The sequence below is a fragment of the Burkholderia sp. Ac-20349 genome, from assembly GCF_017104865.1.
GTDB classification, from domain to species: domain Bacteria; phylum Pseudomonadota; class Gammaproteobacteria; order Burkholderiales; family Burkholderiaceae; genus Burkholderia; species Burkholderia aenigmatica.
The window spans coordinates 12,181-23,524 of the sequence record NZ_JAAGPM010000056.1; the positions used below are offsets into that span (position 1 = coordinate 12,181).

The following is an 11,344-nucleotide window of genomic DNA, read 5'->3' on the forward strand; positions in this document are numbered from 1 at the left end:
TCGTGCGTCTCGGTCGGTCAGGATGGCGGTCAGGCCAGGTCGGTCTCGTCGGCCTCGTCGGTCTCGGCGAGGTCGCGCGTCATGACGTCGCTTGCCGGCAGCCGTACCGAGTAGACCGGCTTCGTCCCGCCTTTCGCGTCGTGGGGCAGGGTCAGTATGTTGCTGTCGTAATTGCCCGCCGGGCCGGGGATGGCGCGTTCGCTCCCGATTTCGAAGTAGGTCAACGCGTAGTGGAATTCCGTCGTCGCATCGACTTCGCGCGAGAACGTGTAGTAGTAGGGCGACGGGAAGACCTGGGTGCCGTTCGAGAGGGTCACGGGCTTGAAGGTTTGGGAGTCGATGTCGGTCTTGCCGTATTTCGACATGCGGTACACATCGATCGTGACCTGGACATACGCTTTCCAGTCGACCAGTGACGGATCGACGGTCACGGTGAACGGCAATTCGACCGGGAACAGGTTCAACGCGAATGTCGGCTGGTTGCCGTAACGCACCTTGCGGACCGGCGCGGATTTGCGCGTGTTGTTCCGGTCGCGGTAATAGACCCATCCGTCGACCTGAACGGTCGAGGTGCTTCGCTTGACAGCCAGATATTCCCAGGTGCTGGTGTAGTAGTCTTCGATCTTCAACTGGGTGAAGTTGTGCGTCTGGTGGTCCGGGCTGTCCGGCTGGTCCGTGTAGTCGGTCGACAGCGAGATGCCGGTGATGGCCGGCAGCGCGATACTGCCTCCCGGGATCGTGTCGTTCATGACGGTGACCGTGAAGTCGGCGGGGCCGATCATGCTGTAGACGGTCAGGGTCTTGCTGTTCACCACCGGGTACACCGACTGCGGCTGGTTGACGATGATGTTGCCGTTCGTCAGCACGTAGGTGACGGCGTAGGTATAGGCCGCGCCGCTCGGCTGATAGCTGTGGCTCCTGAATTGCACGGCCTCGTCGTTCTTGATGACCTTGCGTTGATCGACGTACAGCTTGCCGTCGGTGGTCGGCAGGTACGTGAAGTCGATCAGCACGAAGTCGACCTCGTTGCCCGGGTTTTCCGACGCGAACGCGATATTCGAGCAGATGAACTCGGCTTGCTGATAGCCGAGGTTGGTGTTGGAGATCTGAAGCTGGTCGCTGCTGCTCTTGAGTTTCGGCGACGTGAAGGCATCGCCGCTTTCGGGCTCGACCTGGTACCAGTACGTGTATTCCGAAACGAATTTCTTGCCGGCGTCGAAGAAACCGTTGGAATGGTAGGACCACGTATTGGCGCTGGTGACCGTGAATGCGTTGGATTCCGGCTGCGCTTTGCCCGGATAATCGATGGTCACGGTGACCTTCTTGATGCCCGCGCTCTTCAGGTCGGCCGACATCGTTACGGACACGTCCAGCGTGCGGTTGTCGACCGTCTTGTCCAGCCGGCTCCAGACATTCTTGTCGAAGGTCGGAAGGAAGCCCTGCGGCATGATCGTCCAGTCGATGACCTCGTTTTCCTCGTAGATGCGCTGGAACGAGCCGATGGAGTTGATGCTGAAATCGTTGGCTGCGCTCGCACCGAGGCGGCGCGCGACGTCGTCCGCGGCTGCCTGGACCAGCCCCTCGAGCGTCGTGAACGCCCAGTCGTGGACGCGTTGCCGGAACTCGTCCGACGGCTGGGTCGACCAATCGAGGGTGACCTTGCCGGAATCCGACTTCTGCATGTATTCGCGGATCGTCGTGCGCCGCCCGGTCTCGCTGCCCCAGACGTTGCGGTCGATCTGGACGGTCTTCTGGTAGCTGGCGGCGATCGCGCAGTCGTAGGTCACGGTGGCCTTGACGGCCGGCAATTTGCTCAGCGTCGTGGCGACGTACTGGATCGACCAGGTCGACAGGCCGACGCCCGTGTCGAAGATGTCGCGGATCGTCTTGACGTCGGCGGCGGTTTTCAGGTCGATGATGAACGTCGCCGCGTTGCTGCCGAAATTGGACGGCGTCACGTTGATCTGCGTGTCCGGCTGGCCGGACGGGAGCGTCAGCGTCAGGAAAGCCTGGGCGTCGTTCCACGTGAACTGGCCGAATTCGATGCCCTGGCCCAGGGCGTTCTTCACGGCCTGGTAGGCCTCCTGGTCGATCACGAGCTCGGCCGTGAACGTCACCGTGCCGGCCGAGCCGCTGTTCGTCCTGAACTCGGTCAGCGAGAAAGCGGGGAGGGTGATGCCGTCGACGGTTTGGGTGGCCAGCTGGGGCTTCGGCACGATATACCAGAGATTGGTGTTATTGAAATCGCGATAGACAGTGACACTCTTCTTGTCGTTGTCGTACTTGATGACTCGGGAGTCCTGAATATTGATCATTTCCATCTCCGGTTGAGAACGTGCGGTGCGTTATATCGAGCCAGGCAGGGATTCGCGCGCGATATGGCGCGAATCCCCGCCTTGGATCGGAGGCCGGGTTAAGGCGCCGATTTTCTGAATTGCCCTGTTCCGGACAGGTACCGGGTTGCTGCGCCAAGCTCGCGGATCCTTCGGGGCGATCGAGCGGGGTGCGTCGGCGCGCCGAATGTACAGGTGGAAATTAGGCAGTCTGGAGGGACGGTTCAATTACACCCGATTACGCCTGGGGCGGCGGCGTGAAATCGATCGGCGGACAGGCGCGGCGCGCGGGCCGGGGCGGGCGGCCGCGGCCGGGAAAACTTGATCGGTGAAAGCCCTGAAGCGCCGTGAATTGTTTCCCGGCTATAGTGGGTGCGCTGGCGGCAGGCGCGGGGTCTGTTACCGATGCCGGCCAAGGAACGACTGTAGACGGGTGCTGTATGAAAAATAAAATCGAAAAGACTGCCGGACCGATCTGGGGTGTGGCTGCAGGATTGCTTCTTGCTGTCGCTGGATTGAGTCTCGGTATATTCCCGAAGTCCCTGCACAGCTCGGGAAGCGCGAACGACTTCATGGCATCCGGTGTCGCGATGCTGGGGATTTTCCTGGTCGTCTATTCCACGCACGAATTGCGAAGAAGGCGTTCGCACTGAGCGCTCTCGCACCGCTGATCCACGCAGGATGATCTGAGCCGGCCGCCGGCTCATGCATGCGCTCGTCCGTAGTGCGTTACGCCTTGCGGATCTCGTGTTGATAAACGAGTTCGACGATTCGTTTCGTCGGAATGCTTGCGCGCAATCCGTCGACGCTGTCGATCGGAAACCACTTGCATTTCTCGATCTCGTTGTTCGCTTGCGGCGTCTGGTCCGGGGCGACTTCCGCGAAGAACACGTGATGGATCTTGGCGAGCCCGGTGAACTGCATCGAGTACACGAGTTGCTGGCAGGTCATGCCGGTTTCTTCGCACAACTCGCGATGTGCGGCTTCGAGCGGCGTTTCCCCGCGCTTGATCGTGCCGCCGGGAAGGGCCCAGCGCGATGCCGCACGGGCGACGAGCAGGACGTGTTCGCCGCGGTAGCAGACGATGGTCGCGCGTTCCTTGACCGGGACGGCGCTCGTTTCGGGGGCGGTGTTGGGGACGGGGGCTTGGGGCATGCCGTGATTCTAACCAGCAAGAATCGATCGGCCAAGGCGACCTGACCGGGTTTGACCTTTGATCGCCGCCGGCACGCGGCCGATTGCCCGGAGACACGTCGAACGTGCAGGGTGGGGGGCGGGACACATCGCATGGTCCGGCCGGGCCGGACGCCCTTGCGAAGGTTGGGGGTATGCCGCTTCGCATCGCCGCGGTACGTTACGATCGCCGGACTGTCCGTACGCGCTTTCTCTGCGAGCAAGCCTCGCATGGAGCCCGATACGGCGCGCTCAAACGCGGCCGCCGGTAACGTGGGTCGCGCAACCATCGGGAAACCCGCCATGAGGATCATGATTGTCGGCGCCAGCAGAGGGCTGGGCCGTGCGCTCGTTGAAGGCGTCTGCCGCGCCGGCGACACCGTTGTCGGCGTATCGCGCACGCGTCCGGATGCAGTAACGTTGCCGCCGGGTGTCGAGCTGCAGTGGATCGAGGCCGACATGGCGTCGCCTGCCGAAGCCGCCGCGCACATTGCGCAGGCCGCGCCGTCCGCGTTCGATGTGCTGATCTGCAACGTGGGAATCTGGGAGGCGACAGCCTTCACGGGCAGCTACGCATTCCTGGACGAGCCGGACGATGCGATCGTCGATCTGGTGAACGTCAACATCACGGCCACGCTGCTGTTGCTCAAGCGCCTGGTGCCGCGCTTGCTGCAATCACGCAAGCCTCAAGTCATCCTGACCGGTTCCACGTCCGCGCTTCGGCAAAGCGGGCGGCCGGAAGTCGCGTTCGGCGCGTCGAAGTTCGCGCTGAACGGCGTGGCCGATGCGTTGCGCGAAGGATTCAGAGGGAGCCGGCTGGCCGTCACGTGCCTGCAACTCGGCAACCTCAATACCGACGATGCGTTGTCCGTTCCGATCGAAGAGGCCGCGGCGCGCGGCGATGGCGGGCGGGTGCCGGTTCACGACGTGGTGGCTGTCGTGCGTACGCTGCTGAACTTGTCCGATGCCGCGTTCGTACGGGAACTGGTGATGCCGGCGATAGCGGACGAGCGGTTTTGAGGGGGACGCAAGCGGTGCGACGGGTGGCGTGACCGGAATCGGCCGGTTGGCGATGCGTTGATCGCGCAGCCTGCACCGGGAGTCGCGGGTGCCGACTGGCACGACACGCGGTGCGGCCCGTCAGGCGCACCGCGCGTCGCGCGGTTCATCTGCTTACTTCTTTTCCGGCAGGAACCAGTTCATCACGAGCGCGCAGATGCCGCCCGTTGCCACACCCGATTCCAGCACGTTCTTCAGCGCGTGCGGCAGGCTGTTGAGGATGTCCGGCACCTGCGACACGCCGAGGCCGAGCGCGAGCGACACCGCGATGATCAGCAGTGCGCGACGATCGAGATGGACGCCCGAGAGGATGTTGATGCCCGATGCGGCCACCGCGCCGAACATCACCATCGCCGCGCCGCCGAGCACGGGCTCCGGCACCGCCTGCAGCACGCCGGCGACGACCGGGAACAGGCCGAGCACCACGAGCATCCCCGCGATCCAGATGCCGACGTAGCGGCTCGCGACGCCGGTGATCTGGATCACGCCGTTGTTCTGCGCGAACACGGAGCTCGGGAACGTATTGAACACGCCGGCCAGCAGCGAGTTCGCGCCGTTGACGAGCACGCCGCCCTTGATCCGTTGCATCCACGCCGGGCCTTCGACCGGCTCGTTCGAGATCTTGCTGGTGGCCGTGACGTCGCCGATCGCTTCGAGCGACGTGACGAGGTAGATGATCAGCATCGGCACGAACAGCGACCACGAGAAGCCGATGCCGAAGTGCAGCGGCGTCGGGACCTGGAACAGCGCGGCCTGGTGCATGCCGGTGAAGTCGAGGCGGCCGAGGAACGCGGCCGCGAGATAGCCGATGACGAGCGCGATGACCAGCGCGGTGCTGCGCACCCACACGATCGGCACGCGGTTCAGCAGGATGATCGTGCCGAGCACGAGGCCCGATAGCGTCAGGTTCTCCGCGCTCGCGAACGTGCCCTTGGCCATCGCGCCATAGCCGCCGCCCATGCTGATGAGGCCGACCTTGATCAGCGTGAGGCCGATCAGCAGCACGACGATGCCGGTGACGAGCGGCGTGATCAGGCGCTTCACGAACGGCAGGATGCGCGACACGCCCATCTCGACGAACGACCCGGCTATCACGACGCCGAAGATCGCGGCCATCACGGTTTCGACCGGCGTGCCTTGCTTGACCATCAGGCTGCCGCCGGCGATCAGCGGGCCGACGAAGTTGAAGCTGGTGCCCTGGACGATCAGCAGGCCGGCGCCCAGCGGGCCGAAGCGCTTGCACTGGACGAAGGTGGCGATGCCGGAAATGACCAGCGACATCGACACGATAAGGGTCGTATCCCGGCTGGACACGCCGAGCGCCTGGCAGATCAGCAGGCCGGGCGTGACGATCGGCACGATGATCGCCAGCAGGTGCTGCAGCGCGGCGACGAAGGCGACCATCGGCGCCGGCCGGTCGTTCGGGCCGTAGACGAGGTCGCGGGCCGAATCGGCGGCATCGGCGCCGTGAGCGGCGGGTTGGGCGGGGGAGGCGGGTTGCATGGCGAGCGGGCCGGACAAGGTGGAAAGTGCGGCATTTTAGCCGAACGGCCCGCCGCCGCCGCCGGGGGCGCTGCAATAGCGGGGATTCGACGAATCGGGAAAACGGTGGCGGATCGGCACCCGGGCGGCGGTGAACGCGTCGCCCGTCCGTCAGCGGGCCTGCCGCGACGCGGGCGCGGTCGGGGTGGTGGTCGGGGCGGTGGTCGCCCGGAACCCGGGCAGCTCGGGAATCCGCCGCTCCATGAACTGCAGGAACGTGCGGGTCCGGAGCGGCAGATAGCGGCGCGACGCATAGACGAGGTGCAGCGCATGCGGCGGCACCATGTCCCACTTCGGCAGCAACCGGACGAGCTGCCCGCTGTCGATCAGGTCCTGAACGAGCCACGCGGGCCCGCTGCCTACCGCGTTTCCCGCCAGGAAGCACTCCCGCAGCGCCATCGAGCTGTTCACGCGATACCGGCCGTGTACCGGAACGACGACCTGCTCGTCGCCGCGGGCGAAGGTCAGTTCGTTGCCGATGTCCGCGCGTGCGTAGCCGACATATTCGTGCCTGGCCAGGTCTTCCGGCCGGCGGAGCTTCGGCGCCTGCGACACGTACCCCGGCGTGGCGACCAGCAGGCGCGGCGACGACGCGATGTGGCGCGCCACGGCATCCGGCGGCAGCAGGTGGCCGAGGCGAATGGCGACATCGACGCCTTCTTCGACCAGGTCGATCACGCGGTCGGTCAATTGCAGCTCGACCTCGATCTCCGGCCACGCGGCGAGGAATTCGAGCACGAGCGCGTTCAGCCTCAGTTCGCCCAGCCCGAGCGGCACGTTGACGACCAGCTTGCCGACCGGCCGCACCGTTTGCCCGCGCACCTCGGCGACCGCGCTCGCGTATTCGTCGATCACGCGCTTGCAGCGATCGTAGAACCGGCGCCCTTCGTCGGTGGGCGCGAGGCTCGTGGTCGAGCGTTCGAGCAGGCGAACACCCAGTTCCTGTTCGAACGCGGCGACGATCTTGCTGATCGTCGGCTGGCCGGTGCCTTCCTCGCGCGCGACCGCCGAGAAATTGCCGAGTTCGATCGCGCGGACGAACACGCGCATGGCTCGCAGCGAATCCATCTTATTCCTTTATGGCATGAACCTTATTCAAGTCTCCCACGTTCCCGTGCAATCAGGAATGACCTAACGTTCGCGAACCTTCAATCCCTGATGAGGAGTCGACATGAACGAGGCAACGCAATCTTCGGCACTGGACGGTGCGCACGTGGTGGTATTCGGCGGGAGCTCCGGAATCGGCCTCGCGGCGGCGGCCGCCGCGAAGGCGAACGGCGCCAGCGTCACGCTGGTCGGCCGGACCCGCGCGAAGCTCGAAGCCGCCGCGCAAGCGATCGGCGGCGCGCGCATCGCGGTGGCCGACATCGCGGACCGGCATGCGGTGCAGGCCGTCTTCGACACGATCGCGCGCGTCGATCACCTGGTCATTACCGCCGGCCGCTTCATCGCCGGCAAGCTGAACGAGACGGATCCCGATCACCTGCTCGCCGCGCTGCAGGAGCGGATCGCCGGGCCGGTCTACGCGATCCGGGCCGCGTTGCCGCTGATGCCCGCCACCGGCTCGATCGTGCTGACCGGCGGGCAACTGTCGGATCGTCCGGCCGCGCACGGCACGTCCGTCATTGCCGCCGCCGTGCGCGGCGTCGAGGCGCTGGCGCAGTCGCTTGCGCTCGAATTGAAGCCGATTCGCGTGAACGTCGTCGCGCCCGGCTTCGTCGAAACGCCGCTGTATGACGCGTTCGGCACGGAAGCGCGCGATACGATCCTCGCGGGCGCGGCATCGGCGCTGCCCGGCGGCCGTGTGGGGCGTGCCGATGAAGTGGGGGAAGCGATTGCGTTCCTGCTCGGCAACGGCTTCATGAATGGGGAGATCCTGCACATCGACGGCGGTGGCAGGCTCGTTTGAGCGGTGCGTCGGCTTGCGGTGCGCGCGCCAGGTGGATACGGCGCGCGCGATGATGCCGACCGCAAACTTGACGCCCGACGGCGCGGCCGCAACGTGCGGATTCGCCGCCCTCGGGAAACTACCGATATGGTTGCATGCGCAACGATACTCGCTGCGTCGCACAACCGGATGCGCTTGACATACCCGCGCCCGGCGCCGTAAATTGCCCCGGCAGATCTAGATAAGAGACTATCTGTAAGATGGTCTCTCCATGCGTCGATCGCATCTGCAATGTCGAGCCTCTTACAGAACAAATATACGGAGGCCGATTGTGCAAACGATCGCGGTCAAGCTTCATGGCATTGAAGACGTCATCTCCTTTCTCGACGCGCGCCCCGGTATTGCGGGCAGGGCGGGACTCGTCTGGTGGCTGTCGCTCGGCGGGCTGTTTCTCGACGCATTCTCCAACTCGGCATTGAGCGCCGGCCTCGGGCCGATGACGCACGAATTGCATCTGTCGGCCGCACAGGTCGCGTGGATGACGTCGTTCGCGTCGTGGGTCGCAATCGCGTTCAACCCGATCGGCGGCTGGATGGCCGACCGGTGGGGGCGCGTGCGGCCGCTGATCGCCGCGAAGCTGCTGTCGGTGATCGGTGCGCTGCTCGTGGTGTTCGCACCGGATTTCAATACGATTCTCGCCGGCCGTTTCTTCGTCGGGATGGCGTACGGGATCGACTTCGCGATCGCGATGGCGATGCTCGCGGAGTTCACGCCGGGCCGCCTGAAGAGCCGGCTCAATACGTGGCAGGGCATGTGGTACACGGCCGTGTGCCTGAACCTGCTGCTCGCGTTGCTGTTCCACACCTGGCAGGTCGGCGATTCCATCTGGCGCTATTCGGTGGCGGCCACCGCGGTGTTCGGCGTCGCGATCCTCGCGCTGCAATGCGCGTTCCTCGTCGAAAGCCCGATCTGGCTCGCACGCAAGGAGCGTCTCGATGATGCGGCTCGCGCGATGACGCGCATCTACGGGCAGGCCTTCGTTGCCGCACCCGCGCATGAGCGCACGCCGATCGTCAATCCGGCGACGCGCGGCCTCGCGAACGTGCTGCTGATCTTTCGCGGGGTCTACCTGCCACGCACGATCCTGGCCGCGGCCGTGCAGATCGGCCAGTCGATCGAGTACTTCGCGATCGGCTGGTATCTGCCGCTGATCAGCGCCGCGCTGTTCGGCAAGGACTTCGTCTACGCGACGCTCGGTGCGCTCGTGTTCAATCTGTTCGGGATCGTCGGCGGCTTCTCGTCGTCGACGGTCGGCCGCCGGGTCGGCCTGCGCCGCGCGTCCGCGATCGGTTTCGCGGCGGTCTGCGCGATGCTGGTTGTGCTCGGGCTGTTCCATGCGCGCATGCCGTTGTGGCTGTCGGTGGTCGTGCCGTCGCTGTTCATCCTGTTTCACTCGGCCGGCCCCGGCGCGAATGGCAAGAGCCTGTCGTCGCTGTCGTTTCGCGGCGAGCTGCGCGCGGGCGCGAACGGCATCGTCGGCGCGCTCGGCTCGATCGGCGCGGCGCTCGGCCTGCTGATCTTTCCGCTGTTTCGCGCGCGCTACGGCCTCGAGCACACGTTCCTGATCCTGGCGATCGTGCCGTGCGTCGCGAGCGCGATCTGCTTCGCGATCCGCTGGGATCCGACGCGCACGACGATCAATCCCGACAACGAACCCGACGCGCCGCACTTCGGCGACGACGCACGCGTCACGTCGGCCTACCTGAAACCCGCCATCGAGAAAACGCCGCGATGACCGATTCCCGAAACGTCATTCTCGCCATCGACGAAGGCACGTCCGGTACACGTGCCGCGCTGGTCGACGCGAGTGGGCACGTGTCGTGCCTTGAATACCTGCCGCTGTCGATCGAGAGTCCGCGGCCGGGCGTCGTCGAACAGGATGCGAATGCAATCCTCGACAAGACGCTCGGAGTCTGCCGCGCGACGCTCGCGCAAGCGCGTGAACAGGGGGTGTGCATCGTCGCGCTGGCGCTCGCAACGCAGCGCGCGACCGCCGTGCTGTGGGATACGCGGACCGGGCGCGCGCTCGTGCCCGCGATGGTCTGGCAGGACACGCGTCATGCCGCCGAGCTCGACCGTCTCGCGGCCGACTGGGATCGCGTGCTCGTGCCGCAGGTCGGCCGACCGGCCGGCGTGCGTTCGCCGTATCTGTGGGCCGTGCACCAGATGCGTACGTCGCAGGCGGTTGCCGATGCGCATCGCGCCGGCTGTCTCGCGTTCGGGACGATCGATACGTGGCTGCTGTGGCATCTGTCGGATGCGCGCGAGTGCGTGACGACACCGACCAACGCGACCTCCGCCAGCGCGTACCTGCTCGGCGACCATCGCTATTTCGAGCCGTGGCTCGACGCGCTGGGCTTTCCGCGCGAGTTGTTGCCGGCGTTACGCGAGGACGCCGACGCATTCGGCCGCACGCGCGAAGACGTGCTCGGTATCGACGTGCCGATCCTCGCGTGTGCGGGCGACCAGTTCGCGGGTGCGGTCGGTCTCGGCTGCGTCGAGCGTGGCCAGGCGATGTGCGTACACGGCACCGGCAGCTTCGTCGACCTGCTGACCGGCACGGCGCGGCCCGACGCCGGATCGCACGCACAACCCGGTCACGCGCATGACGGCACGCTGGCGATGACCGCGCGGCGGCACGGCGGCGTGTCGCATTACTCGCTCGAAACCTTTGTCGCGACGACGGGCTCGGCGTTGCGCTGGGTCTGCGAAAAACTGCGCTGGTTCGACGATCCGGCGCAGATCAGCACGCTGGCCGGCACGGTGCAGTCGGCGCGCGGCGTGACGTTCGTGCCGGCGCTCACCGGCCTGCGCGTCCCGCGGATGGAGCCGAACGCGCGCGCGTTGTTGTCGGGCATCTCGATCGCGACGACGCAGGCCGAGGTGGCGTACGCGGTGCTCGAAGGTATCGCGCATTCGGTCGCGTCGTGCCTGGAGGCCAATCAAGCCGTCGCGCGGGCCGACGTGTCCGAGCTGATCGTCGGCGGCGGCCTCGCGGGCAGCGACACGCTACTGCAGATCCAGGCCGACGTGAGCGGCGTGCCCGTGCGCCGGATGCGCGAAGGCGACCGCGCGAGCCTGCGCGGCGCGGCCTTCCTCGCGGGTGCGTCGGGGCTGCTGTGGGAATCGCTCGATGCGGCCCGCGCGACGCTGGACACCGACGCGGTGTTCGAACCATCGATCGATGCGGACAGCCGGCAGCGCCGGCGCGCGGCCTGGCATGCGCGGATCGCATCCGAGCTCGCGCACGCGGCCGATTTCGCTCATGCGTAAGCACGGAGAACGACCA

9 protein-coding genes are annotated in these 11,344 nt (G+C 65.9%); 5 read left to right on the plus strand and 4 right to left on the minus strand.

Annotated features, from left to right (window positions below; translation table 11 throughout):
• Positions 1 to 29 precede the first annotated feature (29 nt).
• Positions 30 to 2,315 carry a hypothetical protein gene (locus G3N61_RS19440; RefSeq protein WP_205823345.1) on the minus strand — a complete coding sequence of 762 codons (2,286 nt, stop codon included), beginning with the start codon at positions 2,313 to 2,315 and terminating at the stop codon, positions 30 to 32.
• 458 nt (positions 2,316 to 2,773) lie between these two features.
• Here G3N61_RS19440 and G3N61_RS19445 point away from each other — a divergent pair, with 458 nt between their 5' ends.
• Complete coding sequence (locus tag G3N61_RS19445; RefSeq protein WP_089453321.1) at positions 2,774 to 2,986, plus strand: hypothetical protein; 213 nt, start codon at positions 2,774 to 2,776, stop codon at positions 2,984 to 2,986.
• A gap of 76 nt (positions 2,987 to 3,062) precedes the next feature.
• Here G3N61_RS19445 and G3N61_RS19450 read toward each other — a convergent pair whose 3' ends face one another.
• Positions 3,063 to 3,488: an NUDIX hydrolase gene (locus G3N61_RS19450; protein WP_089453320.1), complete on the minus strand. Its 426-nt coding sequence runs from the start codon at positions 3,486 to 3,488 to the stop codon at positions 3,063 to 3,065.
• Positions 3,489 to 3,620: 132 nt separating this feature from the next.
• Between G3N61_RS19450 and G3N61_RS19455 the strand changes: the two genes are divergently transcribed.
• A complete protein-coding gene (locus tag G3N61_RS19455; RefSeq protein WP_241017820.1) occupies positions 3,621 to 4,526 on the plus strand; it encodes an SDR family oxidoreductase in 906 nt (301 codons plus the stop codon).
• A 153-nt stretch (positions 4,527 to 4,679) separates the two neighbouring features.
• Here G3N61_RS19455 and G3N61_RS19460 read toward each other — a convergent pair whose 3' ends face one another.
• Both G3N61_RS19460 and G3N61_RS19465 read right to left on the minus strand, forming a co-directional pair.
• Positions 4,680 to 6,068: a nucleobase:cation symporter-2 family protein gene (locus G3N61_RS19460; protein ID WP_205823346.1), complete on the minus strand. Its 1,389-nt coding sequence runs from the start codon at positions 6,066 to 6,068 to the stop codon at positions 4,680 to 4,682.
• 150 nt (positions 6,069 to 6,218) lie between these two features.
• Entirely contained in the window at positions 6,219 to 7,175 is a 957-nt protein-coding gene (locus G3N61_RS19465; protein ID WP_205823347.1) for a LysR family transcriptional regulator, read from the minus strand.
• A 103-nt stretch (positions 7,176 to 7,278) separates the two neighbouring features.
• Between G3N61_RS19465 and G3N61_RS19470 the strand changes: the two genes are divergently transcribed.
• The 3 genes from G3N61_RS19470 (at position 7,279) to G3N61_RS19480 (ending at position 11,328) form a co-directional block, all read left to right on the plus strand.
• The gene (locus tag G3N61_RS19470) at positions 7,279 to 8,016 is read left to right on the plus strand and encodes an SDR family oxidoreductase (protein ID WP_089453317.1); all 738 of its coding nucleotides are present in this window, start codon (positions 7,279 to 7,281) and stop codon (positions 8,014 to 8,016) included.
• A 310-nt stretch (positions 8,017 to 8,326) separates the two neighbouring features.
• Positions 8,327 to 9,790, plus strand: coding sequence for an MFS transporter (locus tag G3N61_RS19475; protein ID WP_205823348.1), 1,464 nt, complete (start codon positions 8,327 to 8,329; stop codon positions 9,788 to 9,790).
• Positions 9,787 to 11,328 (plus strand): FGGY family carbohydrate kinase, encoded by a 1,542-nt coding sequence (locus tag G3N61_RS19480; RefSeq protein ID WP_205823349.1) that lies wholly within the window; start codon positions 9,787 to 9,789, stop codon positions 11,326 to 11,328. The genes G3N61_RS19475 and G3N61_RS19480 overlap by 4 nt, the downstream gene beginning before the upstream one ends.
• Positions 11,329 to 11,344 lie beyond the last annotated feature (16 nt).

What these genes read in the sequence shown, in the direction of transcription:
- G3N61_RS19470 (WP_089453317.1), top strand. Translation starts at nt 7,279, where the DNA reads ATGAACGAGGCAACGCAATCTTCGGCACTGGACGGTGCGCACGTGGTG.
- G3N61_RS19455 (WP_241017820.1), top strand. Translation starts at nt 3,621, where the DNA reads ATGGTCCGGCCGGGCCGGACGCCCTTGCGAAGGTTGGGGGTATGCCGC.
- G3N61_RS19445 (WP_089453321.1), top strand. Translation starts at nt 2,774, where the DNA reads ATGAAAAATAAAATCGAAAAGACTGCCGGACCGATCTGGGGTGTGGCT.
- G3N61_RS19480 (WP_205823349.1), top strand. Translation starts at nt 9,787, where the DNA reads ATGACCGATTCCCGAAACGTCATTCTCGCCATCGACGAAGGCACGTCC.
- G3N61_RS19440 (WP_205823345.1), bottom strand. Translation starts at nt 2,315, where the DNA reads ATGATCAATATTCAGGACTCCCGAGTCATCAAGTACGACAACGACAAG.
- G3N61_RS19460 (WP_205823346.1), bottom strand. Translation starts at nt 6,068, where the DNA reads ATGCAACCCGCCTCCCCCGCCCAACCCGCCGCTCACGGCGCCGATGCC.
- G3N61_RS19465 (WP_205823347.1), bottom strand. Translation starts at nt 7,175, where the DNA reads ATGGATTCGCTGCGAGCCATGCGCGTGTTCGTCCGCGCGATCGAACTC.
- G3N61_RS19450 (WP_089453320.1), bottom strand. Translation starts at nt 3,488, where the DNA reads ATGCCCCAAGCCCCCGTCCCCAACACCGCCCCCGAAACGAGCGCCGTC.